The sequence below is a fragment of the Acetobacter sp. P5B1 genome, assembly GCF_018811985.1.
In the GTDB taxonomy this organism is placed as follows: Bacteria; Pseudomonadota; Alphaproteobacteria; order Acetobacterales; family Acetobacteraceae; genus Acetobacter; species Acetobacter cerevisiae.
The window spans coordinates 19376-39095 of record NZ_JACRVS010000020.1 but is presented as its reverse complement, the minus strand read 5'-3'; the positions used below and the strand labels follow the sequence as shown (position 1 = coordinate 39095).

Below are 19720 nucleotides of genomic sequence, written 5' to 3'. Positions count from 1 at the left end.
GTCAGGATGCCTTGCGGGTGTTGGGGATGTTTTGCGGCTTCACGGTGAGGCTGTCCCAGAGCAGCATGAGCGTAGTGATGGCGTCGTCCAGTTTCTTTGCCCTGCTGCCATCTCTGGCTTCGCAGGCCATGCCGTGCAGAAAGGTGGCAAACAGGGTGGGCAGAGTTTTGGTGACAGGCGTGTCAGTGAGTTCACCGTCTGCTACAGCCCGTGCAACACAGTCCTGGAAGCCCTTTCGGCTACGCTCTCTCTGCGCAGCCAGAAGGGTCTGTACCGGCTCGTTTTCAGGCGAGCAGTTAGAAGCCCCCAGCACAATCAGACAGCCGGAGGGATGGGAGCGCGTCGTCTGCATGCGGGCGGAGCGGCGGAGTGTCTGTTCGATGGCGTCACGCGGTGCAAGTGTTTCATCCCACAAGGGCGCCATCACCTGCCCATAAGTTTCCACATAGCGCTGCACGACTTCCCGGAACAGAGCTTCCTTCGACCCAAATGCAGCATAGAAACTTGCCGGCGAAATATTGCCCATGCAGGCCTTGAGCTGGTTGAGCGACGTTGGTTCATAACCCTGTGTCCAGAACAGCGTTAGCGCCGCATCGAGCGCCTTGTCCCGGTCAAACTCGCGGGGCCGTCCTGTCCGGGCCATGTGTTGTCTCCGTTCGTGTAAAGAATTTTCTATACTAAGCGGTCCGAAAGTGGATTGCCAGCCTTACGCACTGAAGCCACCATCAATGGTCTGCATCGCTCCGGTAATGCCGCGTGCTGTATGTCCTGCAAGAAATGACACATAAGCCGCAACATCCTCGGCAGTGCCATGTTCCTTGATCGCCATAACGCTGTGCATGAGATCGGCTTCCGGACCATTGGCGGGATTCATGTCTGTATCGGTTGGCCCCGGCTGAATGACGTTGACTGTGATGTGCCGTTCGCCAAAATCTCGTGCCAGACCACGAACCATGCTTTGCAGCGCGGATTTTGTCATGCTGTAGGCTGCTAGTCCCTTGAAGGGGACACGGTTAGCGTTTGTGGAGCCAATCAGGATGATCCGGCCACCGTTCGGCATGGAACGGGCGGCTTCCACCGAGCAGTGATAGGCCGCGCGAATGTTGATATCGATCATGCGATCAACGTCATCAGGAGCAAGCGTGAGCGGGTCCCCGGCAATGCAGATTCCGGCGTTGAAGACGAAAATATCGATGGGGCCGACATTGCGCGTGGCTTCAAGAATGGCTGAACGGTCTGTTGCATCCGCCTGAATGGCTTCCGCCCCGGTCTGACGGGCAAGGTCTTCGGCTTTTGTGCGCGAACCGGCCCATGTGAAGCGCACTGATGCGCCTTCGTTTGCCAGACGTCTGACGATAGCGGCCCCAATCCCCCGGCTTCCGCCAATGACGAAGGCCTTCTTGCCTGAAAAGTTTTCCATGTCGTATTTTCCTATTTCTGTATCGGTCAATACAAAATAAGAAAGGGGATTATGCAAGTTAATTCTATATCGAATGGTATGGAATTTAGTCTTTTTGCCTCTCGATAAACGCTCTTCCCGACCACGCGGTAGAGAAAATCATTGCCGCCCATTTCCTATCGCTATATCTGTATCAACCGTTCCATTTATGTGAGTTGCAGATGACCGAAAGTCTTCCCCCCTCTTCAAACGACCGCCTGCCGGTTGCTGGTCTTCTGGCTCTCGCGATGACCGGCTTCCTGTGCATCATGACGGAAACGCTGCCTGCTGGCCTCTTGCCAGAGATTAGTAATGGCCTGCATGTATCCGCCGCTTATGCAGGGCAGATGGTCACGGCTTATGCCGTGGGTTCCCTGAGTGCAGCTATCCCGCTGACGCTTGCCACACAAAGATGGCGACGGCGCGCCGTGTTGCTTCTGGCGATCATCGGTTTTCTGATGTTTAATTGCATCACGGCGCTCTCATCAAATTATTGGCTGACCCTTGTGGCCCGTTACTGTGCGGGTGCCGCAGCCGGTCTGGCGTGGGCACTGCTGGCGGGGTATGCGCGACGGATGGTAACGCGGGCCCAGCAGGGGCGGGCGCTGGCCATTGCCATGGTGGGAACACCCATTGCGTTGTCTCTGGGTGTGCCGGCAGGCACATGGTTGGGGGCTACGCTGGGCTGGCGGCTGGCATTTGGGGTGATGTCGGCCTTCACTCTGCTGCTGGTTGGCTGGGTGCTGGCAACGGTGCCGGATTTTCCGGGGAGGCCCCATACGGAACGTCTTCCTTTCCGGCATGTCCTGATGACGCCCGGGGTTAGATCGGTGCTGGGCGTGGTGATGACGTGGATGTTCGCGCACAATATTCTCTACACCTATATCGTACCGTTTCTTGTGCCTTCAGGGCTGGCAGGGAAGGCCGATCTTGTGTTGCTGGTTTTTGGTATGGCGGCCCTTGGCGGGATCGGTCTGATCGGACGACTGGTGGACCATGCGTTACGTGCAGCGGTTTTGGTCAGTCTGGCAGTGTTTGCACTAGTCTGCGTTGCTTTTTCCATTGGAGCGAATTCACCCGCGGTGATCTGGGCAGGTGTCACTGTATGGGGGCTAACTTTCGGCGGGGCGGCGACATTGCTCCAGACGGCTCTGGCGGATGCGGCCGGAGAGGGAACTGACGTGGCGCTCTCCATGAATGTCGTGGCCTGGAACAGCGCCATTGCCGGAGGGGGCCTTCTGGGCGGCGCTCTGCTTGATCTATGGGGGGCAGCGTCTTTCCCCTGGGCGATGCTGGGTCTTCTGGTCTGTGGCTTTGGGATTGCGTGGAATGCATGCTCGCATGGGTTTCCAGCAGGTCACCGCCTCGCGCCCCGATACTCGGAAAGTCCGTAATTCTCTTAATAGGCTTATTTCAATTTTGTCTCCATCCATGCACTGATTTTAGCAATGACGTCGTCTTCAATGCCAAAATAACCATGAGGGCTAAGAGAACCACACGTCTTTTTCGATTTGGTGAGACCTCCTGTCACTCTTAATATCTGCACATCTGGACTGCTGGTCATGGAAGCCGCAATACGGTCTGCGTTATGGGGCGGAGCCACGTTGCAGCGGTCGCTTTGGTTAGCGACGATGAGAGCCGGTGTAGGGATGTCCTGAAGGGGAGCGTTAAAAACAGTTTCCTTGCTGCCACCCATGACGGAGACAGCCTCACTCACCACAACCCCGGAAAGAGTGCCCGGTGGTGTATGAGCCGCGCTATTGACTGCCGCGATTGCGCCCTGACTCGTGCCGAAAAGAAAAACAGGGGCTGTTCTCTCTTTATGAACAAAAGTGAGGATATCATCGATAACACGCGCATAGGATGCGGAGCTGCGGTGTCCTCTGAGATTTAGATGGTTGATCGTATCTGGAATGAGAACTGCGTAGTGGCGCTGGTTCCATAACCCTCGCGTTCGCACTACAAAATTATTCCCGTGACGGATGCTGCCATTCTGCTCCAGACCAATATCGCCAGAGCCGCCGGGAAACATGATCAGGATCGCGCGTGGGTGTGCTGGGGTGCACAACAGAGCTCTTACAGAACCACCATCACGGAGGGGGATGTTAACAACCCTTTCATTCATGCCAGAATTTATAGAGCTAATGGGCATGCCCGGTGCAGGATGGCTCTGGGCATGTGCCGCTATTGGCGAAAGCGCCGAAAAGAAGAGTATGGCGGCCGCATTGTATAAATATTTCCACATGAGCTTTACTGGCATGGGTTTTCGTCAGGAGGATTGAAGCATGCTTCAGATATTCCTCAAAACGCAACAGGCCTCAGTGGGAGGCAGCAGAGCCAGGCGGTCGATGGAGTATAGTCTGCACGTCTTATGGCAGCGCTGACTGCATGGACTATGATAAAATGCTCCAGAGGGTGTTGTGCGCCGGGTATTCATGAATTTGCAGAGCACTTTCAGCCACGAATAAGGTGTTCGGACTGAAAGTGCTCTGCACTCTAAGGCGCGTTGACAGAAATTGTCAGCGTGGAACGGCTGGCTGAGCGCTGATAGCGGTGCGCGCTTTGCTGACATCCGCAGCGGAAAGAGCCGGAGCGGCATTCCCCCAGCTATTACGGATGTAAGTCAGAATGTTCGCAACTTGCTCATCCTGCAATTTCCAGCCAAAGCCGGGCATTGCAGCACCAGTGGGGTTTGCGTGTGTCGCCGGGCCTTCCGTGCCTTTGAGCACAATATTAAGCAGGGTGTCGGGGTTTGATGCATTGACAGCCGGGTTGTTCCGGAGGTCCGGGATCATGTTGGAGATACCCGCGCCACTACTCCGATGGCAGGCACTACATTCCACCATAAAGTCCCGCTGGCCTGCGGTGACCTGTGCATTCGAGGCAGCCAGAGGCTGGGGAGGGGAGACAGTTCGGGGCGGCAAGGCTTTGAAATAGGCTGCAATGGCGTGCAGGTCTGCATCCGTCAGATGCTGGGTGGAATTTACGATGGCTTCCGTCATCGGGCCTGATGCTGCCGTATAGCGATTGGTGCCGCTGCGCAGATACGTCACGATATCGTCCGCAGTCCATTGGCCCAGACCTGTGTGGGCATTGTTGGTCAGGTCAGGCGCAAACCATCCCTGAAGAGATGCGCCCTGAAAAGTGTCTTTCGTATCGCCGCCAAGGGCATTCTTGGGTGTGTGGCATGTGCCACAATGTCCGAGACTCTGGGCCAGATAGGCACCTCGGTTGATTTCGTCACTTTTTGAACTATCAGGCACAAAAGTGGCATCCTTAAAGAACAGGAAGTTCCAGAACACGAGCAGGGTGCGGATATTGTAAGGGAAGGGGAGCTTATTACTCTCTACCTTATGGCTTACAGGGGGAAGGGTGCGGATATACTCCCAGAGATCCGCAATGTCGGGATCGGTGATCTGGCTGTAAGCCGTGTAAGGCATGGCGGGATAAAGATGCCCGTTCGGGCCTTTGCCATGGCGCACGGCGTTATCAAACTGTTCGAATGTCCAGTTGCCAATACCGGTTTCTTTGTCAGAGGTAATATTGCTGGTGGTGATGATCCCGAAAGGTGTTTTCAGATCGAGGCCACCGGCAAAAGGTTTGCCATCTGTTGCGGTGTGACAGGCAAGACAGTCTCCCGCAACGGCGAGGTAGCGGCCATGTTCCATGCGCGCATTCACAGGCGCATTTTGAGCATGGACCGTGCATATCGGAAGCGCCGCGAGAGAAAAAACAACGCCACTGCGAAAACTGATGCGCAGAGCACGCTGAAGCAGGTTTCGTGTCATGATTATAATCTCACCAGTGGGCCAGGATTTTTGAGATACAGTTCTTTTATGGCCTTGGCCGTCCATAGGGTCGTTGCGCCCACAGCAACCGTAGGATTGTATCCGGCATTGTTGGGGAAAGAGGATGCGCCGATAACGAACAGGTTGGGCACGTCCCAGTTCTGCTGATAACGGTTTTGCACACTGGTTCTGGGGTCTTCTCCCATAACGACACCGCCCTGCACGTGAGAGGAATCCCACGGCGTGTAGCCTGAATAGGGATCGTCCGCCAACGAAACGCCTTTGACTTCCCGCGCTCCCATTTCCTTGGCAATTTCTACGCATTTATCGCGAATGAACCGGCCTGACCGGCGATCATTTTCATTATAATCGTAGGTAATGCGCAGGAGCGGCTGCCCAAACCGATCCTTGTAGGTCGGGTCAAGATCCATGAACTGTTCACGGTGTGCAAAATTGGTGCCCTGGCCCTGAATTTGCGCGTAGTTCTGGTAGCTTTTCTGGAACGCTTTTTTCCAGCCTTTGCCCCATCTTGGGCTGCCTTCCGGCACAAGGCCGGACATGCCAATGGGGAGCCCCTGATTGCACAGGGACTGAATACCGGCCCCGCCGATAAATCCCAGTCCGGTATGGTCAAAGTTATCGCCGTTGAAATCGTCAATTTGGGTGGCGAGAGCACCCGTGTTCATGAAGGGGTTGAGATATTCATTTTCAAAAAACATGAAGGCCCAGGACAAGGTCTGGAACGTGAAGGCACGCCCTACGACACCTTGTCCGGTGTTGACATCATAAGGCGTGCTGATCCCGGACAGGAGCAGCAGTCGCGTGTTATCGAGCGTGAATGTGGCGGTGATAACAATATCGGCGGGTTGCTCCCCAATATTGCCGTCTGAATCGACAAAAGTGACGCCTGTGGCCATTTTTTTATCAGGCGTTGTATTGATCCGGACGACTTCTGATTCTGTAACAACGGTAAAATTTGGACGCTGCATGAGGACCGGCAGAATGCAGATGTTCGGGCTGGATTTTGACCAGTTGCCACACCCGTAAAGCTGGCAGTAGCCACAGTAGGTGCACGGAGCCAGATTAATGCCAAGTGCGTTGGTGTAGGGGCCGCCGATCATGGCGGAGGGAACCGGAAAGGGGGAATAGCCCATCCGTGTTGTGGCTTCTGAAAACAGAATGTTGGCGCGTGTGCGCTCTAAGGCCGGGGTTGGGTAAGGGCTGGTCCGGGAATCTTCAAAAGGGTTACCGCCGGGATGCTTCACACCATTGATGACGCCTGCCGTGCCGGATGTGCCGGCAATTTTCTCAAAGCGGTCATAAAACGGTTCCAGATCATTGTATGTCACACCCCAATCCTGCAGAATCAGGCCATCCACCAGTTGTTTGGCGCCATAGCGCTCCATAACGCGGCTATAAGGCTGGTGGTCAAAGGACTGCCAGCGCCAGCTCGCACCCGCCCAATGGGTTCCGGCCCCGCCCACGTTATTGCCCAGTGTAAGGTTATGGTATTTGCGGAGGGGGAGTGCTGTCTCTCCCGGTCGGTTTCGCACCGTATAGGTTTCGGTGACGGGTGCCTGAAGGATGTCCTTGCGGATAGACCCACTTAATTCGTCCGGGTTGCGCGTTGTCGGAAAGCTTGTTGAGGTATCGCGCCACGCACCGCGCTCAATAGCCACAACATTCAGGCCTGCGCGAGTCAGTTCTTCGGCCATTGTGGAGCCAGCCCATCCCAGCCCGACAATAACAACATCGGCTTTTGGTCTTTTATAATGCATTAATCTGCACCTTATTTTTTACTGTGTCGTAGAGCGCCAAATCATCTTTTTCAGAGATCAGACGGACGCGGCCTCTTTCAGGTCGTTCTCAGAAGGCTGACGGGTTGCACATCAATTTTTTTCCCGCGTTTGGAAACAATCCAGTCACGGTAATCATAAACTGCACCCGGGAACCCAACCAGTTTCCAGCCCACCATATCGCGGTTGCCCCCATACATTGGGTCCGCCAGATATCCTTCACGCACGTTCTGGAGAAGGAGGGTGAAAAAATCCTTGGCTTTCACTGTTTCGAACTGGATCGTTCCGGCTTCCATGCCTTCAAGGAAGGCGACTTTCTGGTCTTCGGTGAGATCCGGAAAGGCTTTGTCAAATTTTTTCCGGGTGACCGTGTTCAGTTCAGCCAGCCCTTTGCGGTAAATTTCTGCAGGGGTCGCAATGCTTTGCGGTCCCTGTTGCGGCGTGCCTTCTACGACCGGCCCCATCTTGTAATCTTTTGCAGCGGAGCCAAAGGGGCCGGCAAGTTGATGATCAAGGAAGGTCACGCATCCGGCTTCGGTCGCACCCATGCCAAGTTCATCGGGGGGGATGAGAACGTCAAACACTGTCCCAACCAGCTTTGCTTCATCCTGTGTCAAATACACCAGCCGGCTGGAATCAACGACTGACAACGGCGGCGGAGGTTGCGCTTTCCACGCGCCACTCCCACCAACAAGCGTTTTTGAATAAGCAGGTTTATAAATGGAGGCCAGCGTACTTGTTGCTAACAGCACCAGCCCCCCTTTTAAGGCGTCACGGCGTCTCATAACTGTCGTCCTCTCGGGTTTCTGTGGGAAAATAGACAGAAAGGCCAAGTGTTTTGATGGTTTTGAAAAGTGTCTTCAGAGACTGCTGGCTGCATTGCCCAAACGGTGGCCGTGCAGGCTTTCCGGCAGCGGGAAGGAAAGACTGATGAAAGGCGGCTTTAAGGCATTTACCCCTGCGTTGTTGGGCGGCAGGCGTTCTGTCTGCGGGATTGGCACCAACATGTGACGATCAGCGGTAATAAACAGCGCGTCGCCATCAATCAGCCGCGGGTCTTCAAACAGAACGAGTTTCTTTTTCTCGGGCGTCAGGACCATAATCCGACCGCGTTCTGCATCGGCAAAGTAGAAATTATCCAGTGTATCAATAGCCGTTCCCATCATGGTGGGCATATCGGTCACTGTTTCAATTTTCTCTGCGCGTTGCGCATCCGTCAGGCTGTTATCCAGCAGAGCCGAGGTCGGGAGGCGACGCAGCGGGCCGATAGGGGTGGAGAAGTAAAACCATTTCCGGTCCGTCGTAATTTCCAGCATGTCCGAGTGGACGAGCGGGCGTTTGCCATCCTTATCCCGGAAGATGTGTCCGTCTCGCCCGATCATGGGTTTGGCATATGTCGCCCGGAGCAGAGGGTGCTCGGAGAGCCGTCGCACCGTGTTTCCGGTGCGCATATTATGAACGATAATCCCGCCTAATCCGGAATCTGTGACGAACATGAGATCACCGGCAATGCGCAGATCATTCATTGTGGCACCCGGAGGCAGAATATCTTTTCCCCAGCGCAGAATTTGCAGCACTTTGCCGCTTTGCGGATCAAGCTGAACCAGCTTCTGGCCGCCGGGCACGGTGGCGTTTGTCGTGGGGTCTATGCCCTGATCCACAACCCACAAGGTATCATCACTGAAAATATGCAGGCCGTTGACCATCAGAAACGCCGTGGCCGGGTCTGCGCTGGGTGTCCACTGGTTCCATGTGCCTCCGGGGAACGGCTGAAGCGTGCCGTCTGCCGAAACGCGGAAAACACCGGGTGTATCATCCATAGTTTCCCAGCGGGGCGCGCCAAGAAAGAGCGTGCCATTCCGTGTCGCGGCAATGGCGTTACACAGGAAACGGGGAGACGATGCCACAACCGTTGCGGGCAGATGCGGTGGCTGGTCTGCGGCTAGCGCGTGTGAGGTGCCGGTTGCGCCAAGGGCACCCAGCGCAACACCACCAGCAAGGCCCTTGAGGGCGGAACGCCGTGACAGGGCGTGACTTAACAGAGGGAGGTTATTGAACATGGTCGTCTCTTCTTTTTATTATTTTTCGAATTTTATGAGAGAGCAGCACTTTAGGTGGGAAGGGAGAGCCTCCGGATTTTGCCGACAACAAAGAGGTAGAGGATAATCGCCACAATGCAGTGTGCCGCGATGAAAATAAGTGCGCCATCATAGGATTTTGTCAATGCGACAATGTATCCAATGACGATTGGAGTGACGATGCCGGCAATGTTACCAACCCCGTTAAAGATGCCAGCCGCAAGGCCGGGTGTTTCTTTGGGGGCAATATCGGAAATGACAGCCCAGCCAATGGCCGCAATCCCTTTTCCAAAAAAGGCAAAGGACATGACAGCAACAATCAGCCACCCGGACTGGATGAAGTTGCACAGACAAATGGAGGAGGCTGCCGCCATGCCGAGCACGTAGGGTGTCTTACGGGCGATGTTTTCAGAACGACCGGCACGGAGAAGCTTGTCCGACAGTGCGCCGCCGAAGATTGCCCCGGCAAGGCCACACAAGGCCGGAACGCTGGCGGCAAACCCTGTTGCCGTGAGTGAGAAGCCGCGAGACTGGTGCAGATAAAGGGGAAACCACGTCAGGAAAAAATATAGCAGAGCCGTAATACAATACTGCCCGCCATACACGCCAAGCAGCGTTCTGTTGGTCAGCATGAAGCGGATCTGTTTGCGGGTGAGTGTTTGTTTGACCTGCAAGGCCCGGTCATCAATATCCACCAGCGCCCCGCCATCACGCATATAGGCCAGCTCTGCGGCATTCACGCCGGGATGCCGGGCAGGAGAATACATTCTCGCCAGCCAGATAATGGCCAGCACCATGCCCAGTGCGCCCATCAGGCTAAAAATGTATTTCCAGCCGAAGGTCTGCGTGACCCAGCCCATTAACGGGGCAAAGAAGGCGACCGCCACATACTGCGCAGAATTGAAAATGGACGTGGCCAGACCGCGTTCTGATGTTGGAAACCAGCTTGACACAATACGGCTGTTGGCTGGGAACGTAGGAGCTTCTACAAGCCCGAGAGCGGCCCATAGCAGGAATAGGGTCGGGAACATCAGGGCATGCGGAACATGGGAAATACCCGCGATGGCCAGTGTGCAGACGGACCAGGCAAAGAGGCTGACGCCATAGACGCGGATAGAGCCGTAACGGTCCAGCAGCCAGCCGCCAGGCACCTGGTTCAGCACATAGGCCCACCCAAAGGCGGAGAAGATGTAACCCATCGAAATGGGGGTGAGCCCAAGATCCTGCGAGATGCTGGTGCCTGCAATCCCCAGTGTCGCGCGGTCCCCGTAGTTGATGGCGGTGATTGTGAACAGGAACGCAAGAACACTATAGCGTACGGCGGTCCGCTGCCCCACGCGCGCTGTTTCGGGCGTTCCTGTAGCATGTGTGACGGTGGAGCTTGTCGGCCCTCTTGTTCTGGTCACCCTGTTTTCTCCTTTGTGCGTGTTGTGCCGGGACTTCACGCGATCTTTCAGAAAACAGGGAACGCATTCGATTTGATTAGGTCAAAATTAAACTTCGTATGGATCGATGCAGGATCAGCATTGCTGACGGGGAAAAGGGGAAGCGGACGTCAGGGATGTTATAACGTGAGCGCAAGAACCGGCGTGGTCTCTTTCGTAATTTGGCTGACAACAGCCATCACGCTGCGCAGCAGGGGGCTCGTGTCCTGCGCGCGATGGGCCATGTAAAGCTCGGCCAGAATGTCATCCCCAAATGCCAGCGGGCGGCAGATAACATTTCCGATATCAAGCCGTGATGCGGATTCGGGAATCAGCGCCATTCCCACACCGCTTCTGACGAGGGAGAGAAGGGCGTGGATCTGTGTGAGGTGATGGATCAGCCGTGGCTGGATGTTTGCGCTCACGAGGAGCCGCTGCACAAGATCGTGAAAATAGCCGCCGCCCAGCACGGAATACATAATGAGATCCTGCCCATCCAGATCCATGGGGGTCAGTGCCTCACGGCTTGCCAGAGGATGATGGGCCGGTAAGGCCGCCACGATACGCTCGGACCGGACGGGCTGAAAGGTAATGTCGGTCGCGCCAAAGGGCGGGCGCACAAAGGCCAGATCCAGCCGGTTTGATGTCAGTGCGGTGATCTGATCCCGCGTGATCATCTCTTCCAGAATGAGTTCAATGTCCGGATATTCGGCCTGAAGGGCGGAAATCAGCCGCGGCAGGAAGTCATAGCTGCTGGAGGGGGTGAACCCGATGGCAATCTGCCCCAGTGCCCCGCGCCCGGCGCGGCGGGCCGCCAGGACGGCATCCTCAGCCCCCCGCAGCAGGCGTCTTGCTTCCGGCAGGAAGACAATTCCGGCTGGTGTAAGGCGCACATGGCGGCTGGTGCGTTCAAGCAGTGCGACACCAAGCGCATGCTCAAGCAGCTGGATCTGCCGGCTGAGGGGCGGTTGCGTCATATTCAGTCGGGCTGCAGCGCGCCCAAAATGAAGCTCTTCTGCAACGGCGACAAAACAACGCACCTGGGTGAGCTGAAGCATCGATATCAATCCTATCTCGATCAATGCTGTATCTAAGTTGGACACTCTTCCTCTGTCACGTCCTAACTTGCCGCACAAACACCCGCCCCCTGTTTTGGAGAAGGCGGGGGCAAGGAGAGTGAGAGCATGACGAAAGATGCCGGAGCTCAGCCAGATGCGGCTGCGAATGCTCCCGAAAAGCGCAAGCTTCGGAGTGAGAGATGGTTTGGCCCGGCCGATTTACGTAGTTTCGGGCATCGTTCCCGTGCAATGCAGATGGGGTATGACCCGGAAGACTGGTCGGGAAAACCCGTTATTGCCATCCTTAATACCTGGTCCGACATTAATCCCTGCCACATGCATTTCCGGCAGCGGGCAGAAGACGTCAAACGTGGAATTCTGGAGGCTGGCGGGTTTCCGCTGGAACTTCCAGCCATTTCGCTTTCCGAAAACTTCATGAAACCCACAACCATGTTGTACCGCAACATGCTGGCAATGGAAGCCGAGGAACTGCTACGGGCTTATCCTGTAGATGGGGCGGTACTGATGGGCGGGTGCGATAAAACCACACCCGGTCTTCTGCTTGGTGCAACCAGCATGGATATTCCGGCAATTTATGTGCCAGCCGGACCGATGCTGCGGGGGAACTGGCATGGGAAAACCCTTGGTTCCGGAGCGGATTCCTGGAAATACTGGGATGAACTGCGGGCCGGAAAAATCACACAGGAAGACTGGCAGGGTGTGGAAGCAGGAATTGCCCGAAGTGCAGGCACCTGCATGACAATGGGTACGGCCAGTACCATGACGGCGATTGCGGAAGCGATTGGCCTCTCGTTACCCGGCGCAAGCTCGATCCCTGCGGTTGACTCCAATCACATCCGGATGGCCAAAAGTTCTGGCCGGCGTATTGTCGAGATGGTTTGGGAAGACCTGAAGCCATCAAAAATTCAGACAAAACCAGCATTTTTTAACGCTATTGCTGTGGCAATGGCCATGGGGTGTTCAACAAACGCCATTATCCATGTGCTTGCTATGGCTCGACGTGCAGGGGTGGATATCGGTCTTGACGATTTCGATCGCGCTAGCCGCACTGTGCCAGTTATCGCAAATGTGCGGCCCACAGGTCAGACCTATCTGATGGAGGATTTTTATTACGCCGGTGGCATTGCGGCCTTGATGAACCGGATTTCCGATTTCCTGACACTGACCTGCCTGACGGTAACGGGCAAAACTGTTGGCGAAAATATCGGGAAAGCTGAGGTTTATAACGATGATGTGATCCGGCCGCTCGATAAACCGATGTTTACCGGGAAAGACGGGGGAGCACTGACGGTTCTGCGCGGAAATCTCGCCCCCGATGGCTGTGTGATGAAGCCTGCCTGCTGTGATCCGAAGTTTCATAAACACAGTGGACCGGCTTTGGTCTTTGATGACTATCCCAGCCTGAAAAAAGCTGTTGAGGACGAAACGCTGGATGTTACGCCCGATCACGTTCTCGTGCTGCGTAATGCGGGCCCGTTGGGTGGGCCCGGCATGCCGGAGTGGGGCATGCTGCCAATCCCTAAAAAGCTTATCAAACAGGGGGTACGGGACATGCTGCGCCTTTCAGACGCCCGCATGAGCGGGACCAGCTATGGGGCCTGCGTGCTGCATGTGGCACCGGAGAGTTATGTCGGCGGTCCATTAGCGCTTTTGAAAACGGGAGACATCATTTCCGTTGATGTCGAACAGCGTTCAATTTCCATGGATGTTCCAGAGGATGAACTGGAGCGGCGTCGTGCCGCGTGGGTGCCCCCCAAACCCCGTTATGAGCGTGGTTATGGCTGGATGGCCGCCCACCATATGCGACAGGCCAATGAAGGCTGTGATTTCGATTTTCTCCAGACAGATTTTGGCACGCCCGTGCCGGAACCGGTCATTTATTAAGCCTCTCCGGTCGAACAGGCAGGCACAGGGTGATGAACATGCAGAGAAATCCGATACGCAAAATCTGGGCAGAGGGAAGAGGGGCCATCAACGGCTGGCTTTCTATCGCAAGCCCTTTTTCAGCCGAGATCATGGCGTCCTGCGGATATGATTCCGTGACGATTGACACGCAGCATGGCGCCGTTGGCTATGAAACCATGCTGCTCATGCTTCAGGCTCTGCGGGCATCAGGTGTAGCGCCTATGGTGCGTGCTCCCTGGCTTGAACCGGGGGCTATCATGAAGGCGCTTGATGCCGGGGCGTGGGGCGTCATCTGCCCGATGGTCAATACTCGCGCAGATGCAGAGCGACTGGTTTCCTATGTGCGGTATCCGCCGCATGGCTGCCGAAGTTTTGGTCCTACACGGGCAAATTTTGCACTTGGAAGCGATTATGCGGCTATCGCTGATGATGAAGTGCTGTGCTTTGCGATGATCGAAACAGCCGAGGCGGTGAGCAATCTGGAAGAGATTGTCCGCACACCCGGTCTGGATGGCGTTTATGTCGGCCCTGCGGACCTCACGCTCGGGCTGACAGGCAGACGCTACCGCACTGGTTTTGATCGTGAAGAGCCGGAGATGCTGGAGGCCATCCATCATATCAGGAAGACGGCGCACGCTGCCGGTCTCCGCATGGGGTTGCATAACGGTTCTGCTGCCTATGCCGCCAAAGCGCTCTCATGGGGGTGTGATCTGGTTACGGTTTCCAATGATGTGCGCCTGCTTGCGCAAGCCGCACAGGACAGCGTTGCAGAGGTGCGACGCCTGATCGCTTCACCGTCTGCGCCGGGAAAAGAGGGGCCTATCCGGCACGAAGTCCCGGCCTCTTATTAACCTTTCTTTTCTATTCAATATCTCTGAACAGCAGGAGCAAAAAATGGTGACAATTCCTCACGTTATTGGTGGACAGCATACGGAGGGGCATGGCACGCGTCGGTCTGATGTTTTTAACCCGGCGACGGGTGAGGTTGCGCATCAGGTAGCATTGGGTGATGCGGATGACCTGGAAGCGGCGATTGCTGCTGCACAGAAGGCTTTTCCAGACTGGGCCGAAACGCCCCCGCTGACGCGTGCACGTATCCTGTTTAAAGCGCGTGATCTGATCGAGGCGCATCGTGACGAGTTGGCTGCTATTATTACCGCTGAGCACGGTAAGGTGCTCTCAGATGCCAAAGGTGAAGTGACACGCGGTCTGGAAGTGGTGGAGTTCGCCACGGGTGCGCCTGAACTTCTCAAAGGTGAATATACCGAGCAGGTCAGCCGGGGCATTGATGCATGGACCATGCGCCAGCCTCTGGGTATTACCGCAGGCATCACACCGTTTAACTTCCCGGTGATGGTGCCTTTGTGGATGGCGCCCATGGCTATTGCGACGGGGAACTGTTTCATCCTGAAGCCTTCTGAGCGGGATCCGTCAGCGTCTGTTCTTCTGGCGGATCTCTTCAGGGAAGCCGGGCTGCCGGACGGTGTGTTCCAGGTGGTGCATGGAGACAAGGATATGGTCAATGCAATCCTTGAGCATCCTGCCATCTCAGCGGTCAGCTTTGTTGGCTCAACGCCTATTGCAAAACATGTGTACGCAACCGGCACGGCAGCCGGCAAGCGGGTTCAGGCCCTTGGTGGGGCGAAGAACCATGCCATCGTCATGCCTGATTGCGATCTTGAAAAGACCGTTGATGCCCTGATTGGCGCAGCCTATGGATCAGCCGGAGAGCGCTGTATGGCCATTTCCGTTGCTGTGGCCGTTGGGCCGGTAGCGGACCCGCTTGTTGAAATGATTGCAGACCGCGCCAAGGCGCTACGGATTGGCGTCGGCACGGATGAAAGCAGTGAGATGGGGCCGGTTGTCACTGCGCAGCACCGGGCAAAAATTCGGCAGCTGATTGATACAGGTGTTGAACAGGGCGCGACTTTGGTTGTCGACGGGCGTGAGCTTGTGGTGAAAGGGCATGAAAACGGATTTTTCCTCGGTGGCACGCTTTTCGATAATGTGACAGCGGAAATGGAGATCTACCGCGAGGAAATTTTTGGCCCGGTCCTATGCGTGATGCGTGCGCCAGATTTTGAAACGGCTCTCGAGTTGGTTAATGGCAGCCCCTACGGGAATGGTACTGCCATCTTTACACGGGATGGGGATAGCGCACGCACTTTCACGCATCGTGTAACCGCTGGAATGGTCGGGATTAACGTGCCGATCCCGGTGCCAATGGCGTTTCATTCCTTTGGGGGATGGAAGGATTCCCTGTTTGGTGACCATCATATGCATGGCCCGGAGGGGGTGCGTTTCTTCACACGTATGAAGGCTGTCACCCAGCGTTGGCCGACAGGTATTCGGGCCGGGGCAGAATTTTCTATGCCGACGCACGGCTAAATCGGTAGCAGACTAAAAAGGAGCGCGTAAGCCATCAGAAAGATGGCAGCGTTCCGTCCTCACAAAAACAACAACAAAGAAATCCATAATAAGAAAAATAAAAGAGGTTTCAGAATGTTTTACTTTCGTTCAACTCTGTAGTGGCCGCGCGTCATGCGGTGTTTTTCACTCGTCGTGGCCTTGGTGGTTGCGATGCTGGTTCCTGCGGCCGAAACCTGGGCACAGTCCACAGTGACTGGCCCAGGCGCTCGGCCAGAAATTCTTAACGCGATACCGCCTGATTCCGATTATCCTCCTGCTCCGCCCGTCACACATCTTCTGGAGGGCGAAGTGGGACGCTGGCGGTCATCGCTTTCAAAAAAAGGCGTCGATATTCTGCTGGATGACTGGTCGGAATTTGCAGGCAATCTTACGGGAGGCACACGCAAGGCACAGGATTTCGCTGGGCAGGTTGCCATGGAGGTTGATCTGGATTGGGGAAAAATCTTCAATATTCCGGATTTCACGACCACAATCACTGTCGTTCAGCGTCATGGCAGAAGGCTTTCAACAGATGCCCTGCAGGATGGGGTGGTTAACCCACAACAGATTTATGGTGGGGGCGGGAACGTGCTCATACATCTGGTGTATTTCTATGCACAAAAAAAATGGTTGCATGGCAGGATTATTTTGACGGCAGGACGGTATGCACCGGGCCCGGATTTTGATTCCAGCCCGTTGCAATGTCTGGTCATGGGCGGGGCCACCTGTAGTCAGCCTCGTGCAACGTCATTGACCGACGGGTATTCTTCCTGGCCGGGAACAGCATGGTCCGCAGTCCTGCGCGTGCGGCCGACCAAGCCAACGTATGTTACGTTTGGAGCGTATGAGACCAGCCCCCTCAAAGGCGGCACAGCGGGGACGGACTGGGGTGGTGACCATATAACAGGTGTAACACTGGCTCTTGGCGGAGGGTATGAGCCTGCGTTTGGGCCTCATAGGCTGAATGGTCATTATAAAGCAGGTATGCTGTGGGATTCTTCCCCGCATGCGTACAATGATGCAACGACAGACGCCCCCACGCGGTGGCGGCACGGCCAGATGATCAGCTACGTTGCCTTTGATCAGATGCTGGTGCGGAACGGGAAATATTCAGATAGCGGCATCATCATTCTGGGTGGTTATACGCATGTGACGTCCGGGATCTCTGTTACCTCGGATCAGGCGTATGTGGGGATTGAAGATGTCGGGCAGTTTGCAGGCCGTCCGCGTGATGCACTGGGTCTGACATGGTCTGCGTTGCGCTATGGCCCGAATGTCAAATCGGTCTGGCAGCCGGGGCAGGGGACTATTCTGCTGGATCCTCTCTCACCAAACAAACCTCTTCTGGCAAGCCGGGAGTCCATATTTGATGCGACCTATAACGTCCATGTCTGCAATGGCATCGATATTGCCCCGGATTTTCAGTATTTCTGGCGGCCGGGAGGCTCCGGACGTGTCAGGAATGCTGCGGTGCTGGGGGTGAATGCCCATGTAACGTTATGACGGTGCTGAAGGAAGAGTTTAGGATAAGGTCATGCGTTTGTATGGCTAAAAATTGGCATCTTTCACAAGAAGAAAAACAATGTTCATGAAGCCAAATGTGTTGGTTCCGTCTTTTGCAGCGTTAAGCCCGCGTTATGTGCCTTACTGGCTCTTATGGGTGGCTCTGGCTGTGTCTGTCGGCACAATGGTCTATTCGTCCTTTATCGTGCCCGTTATTCCAGATTTTGCACGTTGGTCTACAATAGGGCTGGATATCCTTGCCCTGAGCATTGCAGTTTTTGTGATGCCAAAAAGCTTTGTGATTGGCTTCCTGGGGGCGCTCCTGCCTTTTGTTATCAGTTGGCGGGTTGCGGCTATTCATGACTCTTTTCCTGGCATGGCGAGCTCCAGCATCACGTTCCTGATTTATCTGGCCCTCTATGCGGATTGCATGATCCATGACTGGACGCGATTTCGGGCATCTGGATGGAATGGGCATTTGCAATGGCAGCTAGCGGTAATCCGCATCTATTTTGGTTTTGATATGGTCGGGCATTTTGCTGAAAAGCTCTTTGCCGGCGCGGACTCCTTCCACCATATGGCGCAGGTGTTTGTTGGGTTTGGGCTCTCATCTGGGGGTAATGCGGTTATTGTGGCGGGCCTGTGTGAGCTTGCAATCGCAATTGGTGTCGGGATGGGGTTTCTAACCCGCCTGGCTGGGGTTGGCGCGGCACTTTATTATCTGATTGCCAACCAATATGGCCGCCATTTTGAGGATGGCTTTACGTGGAATAATGCACCGGTCGGCGGCTGGGAATATCCGATGCTCATGATCGTATTTTTTGCCAGTTTTGCTATTGCAGGTGCGGGAAAATTCTCACTTGACGGCTGGTTGATTGCGCATGGGCGCATGCCGCGATTCCTGATGCCATTCTGCGTTTCAACGCGACCCGATTATGTGATGACCAGGGACTGAATGGGTTATGTTTTTGAGGGAGATGTCAGGATAGACAGATACCGGGGAGGGTCATTCTGTTGGTATAGATTAAAATAAAAAATATTAAATTGTGGGAAATTCTGGAATTATCTATCACAGAAGCGTGATAAATAAAATATTTATTTGATTTATACTGTATTGATTGTAAGTTCTTTTTTGATCCGATGGTTTCGGTGTCGAGTTTTCTACTGTGTGACGTTTATGATTTTGCAATCTTGGCGGAGGGAAAGAGTAAACGTCACGACTGGGTCAATAAGAACATCTCCAATAAGGTACCCTTTGCAATGAAAAAAATACTTGCAGCTTTTGCGTCCACTCTTTTGTGTGCCTCACCCGCTTTGGCGCAGGCGGCCTCAACGGCGCCGCAGCTCAACATTACGACAGATGCTGCGATGGATATGGCGCATTATGCGGTTGGTCTGGCTGAAAGCCGTCACCTTAAGCTGTGCATTGCTGTTGAAGACACTGATGGAAATCTTGTCGCATTCATCCGGATGCAGGGCGCCTATGCAGGATGTGTAGAGGCTTCAATTGCCAAAGCAAAATCTGCGGCACGATTTGCCCGCAATACGATTGAGTTTTTTGATGCCGCACGCGCGCAAAATCTTCCAATCGGTTTTGTTCCTGGCATTCTGCCTTCAGCGGGTGGTGCGGTCTTCAAGCAGGGTGAAACTGTGGTCGGTAGCATTGGCACCAGTGGTGATACGAACGAAGCTGAGCAGGCGCTTGTGGTCGATACGGCAAAGCATTTTCACTGAAGCGTCATGCGACAGGAAATGCTTTTTACAAAAACAAAAGTTGGTAGAACTTCTTCAGGTCAGGACGTCACATGAAACTTAAATTTCTCGGGCCTTTGGCCATTCTTGCTGGCTTCTCCACAATGGCTGCGGCGCAGGCTGATGACAGCAAGGTGTTAACGCGCACCGTGCTCAGCAGTGCTGGCGCAAAAAGTTTGCTGAATGCAGCAGAAGCCGCGGCAAAGCAGCGGAGCATGAAAGTGAGCATTGCCATTGTGGATGCATCAGGCAGGTTGCTGGCATTTACGCGGATGGATGATTCTCAGACAGGCACTGACGAAACAGCCATCAAGAAAGCCCGAACGGCGGCTCTCTACAGTTCTCGCGGGAAAGTTCTGGCGGAACGTGTCAGTCAGAATCAGGCATTTCTCACAACTCTGCCGGGCATTACGGCCGTGCCGGGTTCTGCCCCTGTTATGAACGGCCAGTATCTTATTGGTGCCGTGGGGGTGAGTGGTGCTACGGATGATCTGGATGATGCGGTTGCGACGGATACCGCTGGCGGTTTTCACCCATAAATTTTAAGG

General features: G+C 54.9%; 17 protein-coding genes. 8 read left to right on the top strand and 9 right to left on the bottom strand.

What is annotated here, in order from left to right; translation table 11 throughout:
- Position 1 precedes the first annotated feature (1 nt).
- The gene (locus tag KP703_RS11545) at positions 2-643 is read right to left on the bottom strand and encodes a TetR/AcrR family transcriptional regulator (protein ID WP_215755022.1); all 642 of its coding nucleotides are present in this window, start codon (positions 641-643) and stop codon (positions 2-4) included.
- Between the two features lie 63 nt (positions 644-706).
- Entirely contained in the window at positions 707-1420 is a 714-nt protein-coding gene (bdcA, locus tag KP703_RS11540; RefSeq protein ID WP_215755021.1) for an SDR family oxidoreductase, read from the bottom strand.
- Between the two features lie 200 nt (positions 1421-1620).
- On the opposite strand from bdcA, the gene KP703_RS11535 reads away from it, so the two are divergent.
- Positions 1621-2832 (top strand): MFS transporter, encoded by a 1212-nt coding sequence (locus tag KP703_RS11535; RefSeq protein ID WP_215755020.1) that lies wholly within the window; start codon positions 1621-1623, stop codon positions 2830-2832.
- Positions 2833-2846: 14 nt separating this feature from the next.
- On the opposite strand, the gene KP703_RS11530 is transcribed toward KP703_RS11535, so the two are convergent.
- The 7 genes from KP703_RS11530 to KP703_RS11500 form a co-directional block, all read right to left on the bottom strand.
- On the bottom strand, positions 2847-3698 hold the full coding sequence (locus tag KP703_RS11530; RefSeq protein ID WP_252354035.1) for an alpha/beta hydrolase: 852 nt from the start codon (positions 3696-3698) through the stop codon (positions 2847-2849).
- A gap of 259 nt (positions 3699-3957) precedes the next feature.
- The gene (locus tag KP703_RS11525) at positions 3958-5226 is read right to left on the bottom strand and encodes a cytochrome c (RefSeq protein ID WP_252354034.1); all 1269 of its coding nucleotides are present in this window, start codon (positions 5224-5226) and stop codon (positions 3958-3960) included.
- Between the two features lie 2 nt (positions 5227-5228).
- Positions 5229-7004, bottom strand: coding sequence for a GMC family oxidoreductase (locus KP703_RS11520; RefSeq protein WP_062273303.1), 1776 nt, complete (start codon positions 7002-7004; stop codon positions 5229-5231).
- A gap of 77 nt (positions 7005-7081) precedes the next feature.
- On the bottom strand, positions 7082-7807 hold the full coding sequence (locus tag KP703_RS11515; protein WP_215755019.1) for a gluconate 2-dehydrogenase subunit 3 family protein: 726 nt from the start codon (positions 7805-7807) through the stop codon (positions 7082-7084).
- Positions 7808-7882: 75 nt separating this feature from the next.
- Entirely contained in the window at positions 7883-9082 is a 1200-nt protein-coding gene (locus KP703_RS11510) for an L-dopachrome tautomerase-related protein (RefSeq protein ID WP_215755018.1), read from the bottom strand.
- Positions 9083-9132: 50 nt separating this feature from the next.
- Positions 9133-10506: an MFS transporter gene (locus KP703_RS11505; RefSeq protein WP_373687487.1), complete on the bottom strand. Its 1374-nt coding sequence runs from the start codon at positions 10504-10506 to the stop codon at positions 9133-9135.
- 158 nt (positions 10507-10664) lie between these two features.
- Positions 10665-11582 carry a LysR family transcriptional regulator gene (locus KP703_RS11500; protein WP_215755017.1) on the bottom strand — a complete coding sequence of 306 codons (918 nt, stop codon included), beginning with the start codon at positions 11580-11582 and terminating at the stop codon, positions 10665-10667.
- Between the two features lie 126 nt (positions 11583-11708).
- Here KP703_RS11500 and araD point away from each other — a divergent pair, with 126 nt between their 5' ends.
- From araD to KP703_RS11465, 7 genes are all read left to right on the top strand, one after another.
- Complete coding sequence (gene araD / locus KP703_RS11495) at positions 11709-13487, top strand: L-arabinonate dehydratase (RefSeq protein WP_215755016.1); 1779 nt, start codon at positions 11709-11711, stop codon at positions 13485-13487.
- A gap of 32 nt (positions 13488-13519) precedes the next feature.
- A complete protein-coding gene (locus tag KP703_RS11490; RefSeq protein WP_215755015.1) occupies positions 13520-14359 on the top strand; it encodes an HpcH/HpaI aldolase/citrate lyase family protein in 840 nt (279 codons plus the stop codon).
- Between the two features lie 43 nt (positions 14360-14402).
- Positions 14403-15896, top strand: coding sequence for a CoA-acylating methylmalonate-semialdehyde dehydrogenase (locus KP703_RS11485; RefSeq protein WP_062249267.1), 1494 nt, complete (start codon positions 14403-14405; stop codon positions 15894-15896).
- 153 nt (positions 15897-16049) lie between these two features.
- Positions 16050-17420 (top strand): carbohydrate porin, encoded by a 1371-nt coding sequence (locus tag KP703_RS11480; protein WP_215755014.1) that lies wholly within the window; start codon positions 16050-16052, stop codon positions 17418-17420.
- 52 nt (positions 17421-17472) lie between these two features.
- Positions 17473-18375 (top strand): DoxX family protein, encoded by a 903-nt coding sequence (locus KP703_RS11475; RefSeq protein ID WP_252354033.1) that lies wholly within the window; start codon positions 17473-17475, stop codon positions 18373-18375.
- Positions 18376-18611: 236 nt separating this feature from the next.
- Entirely contained in the window at positions 18612-19154 is a 543-nt protein-coding gene (locus tag KP703_RS11470) for a heme-binding protein (protein WP_252354032.1), read from the top strand.
- Positions 19155-19225: 71 nt separating this feature from the next.
- Positions 19226-19711, top strand: a complete 486-nt coding sequence (locus tag KP703_RS11465; protein WP_215755013.1) for a heme-binding protein — start codon at positions 19226-19228, stop codon at positions 19709-19711.
- The last annotated feature ends 9 nt before the right edge of the window (positions 19712-19720 follow it).

Bases quoted from the DNA above. Each gene is read 5' to 3' on its own strand.
- KP703_RS11545 (WP_215755022.1), bottom strand. From the start codon at position 643: ATGGCCCGGACAGGACGGCCCCGCGAGTTTGACCGGGACAAGGCGCTC.
- bdcA (WP_215755021.1), bottom strand. From the start codon at position 1,420: ATGGAAAACTTTTCAGGCAAGAAGGCCTTCGTCATTGGCGGAAGCCGG.
- KP703_RS11535 (WP_215755020.1), top strand. From the start codon at position 1,621: ATGACCGAAAGTCTTCCCCCCTCTTCAAACGACCGCCTGCCGGTTGCT.
- KP703_RS11530 (WP_252354035.1), bottom strand. From the start codon at position 3,698: ATGCCAGTAAAGCTCATGTGGAAATATTTATACAATGCGGCCGCCATA.
- KP703_RS11525 (WP_252354034.1), bottom strand. From the start codon at position 5,226: ATGACACGAAACCTGCTTCAGCGTGCTCTGCGCATCAGTTTTCGCAGT.
- KP703_RS11520 (WP_062273303.1), bottom strand. From the start codon at position 7,004: ATGCATTATAAAAGACCAAAAGCCGATGTTGTTATTGTCGGGCTGGGA.
- KP703_RS11515 (WP_215755019.1), bottom strand. From the start codon at position 7,807: ATGAGACGCCGTGACGCCTTAAAAGGGGGGCTGGTGCTGTTAGCAACA.
- KP703_RS11510 (WP_215755018.1), bottom strand. From the start codon at position 9,082: ATGTTCAATAACCTCCCTCTGTTAAGTCACGCCCTGTCACGGCGTTCC.
- KP703_RS11500 (WP_215755017.1), bottom strand. From the start codon at position 11,582: ATGCTTCAGCTCACCCAGGTGCGTTGTTTTGTCGCCGTTGCAGAAGAG.
- araD (WP_215755016.1), top strand. From the start codon at position 11,709: ATGACGAAAGATGCCGGAGCTCAGCCAGATGCGGCTGCGAATGCTCCC.
- KP703_RS11490 (WP_215755015.1), top strand. From the start codon at position 13,520: ATGAACATGCAGAGAAATCCGATACGCAAAATCTGGGCAGAGGGAAGA.
- KP703_RS11485 (WP_062249267.1), top strand. From the start codon at position 14,403: ATGGTGACAATTCCTCACGTTATTGGTGGACAGCATACGGAGGGGCAT.
- KP703_RS11480 (WP_215755014.1), top strand. From the start codon at position 16,050: ATGCGGTGTTTTTCACTCGTCGTGGCCTTGGTGGTTGCGATGCTGGTT.
- KP703_RS11465 (WP_215755013.1), top strand. From the start codon at position 19,226: ATGAAACTTAAATTTCTCGGGCCTTTGGCCATTCTTGCTGGCTTCTCC.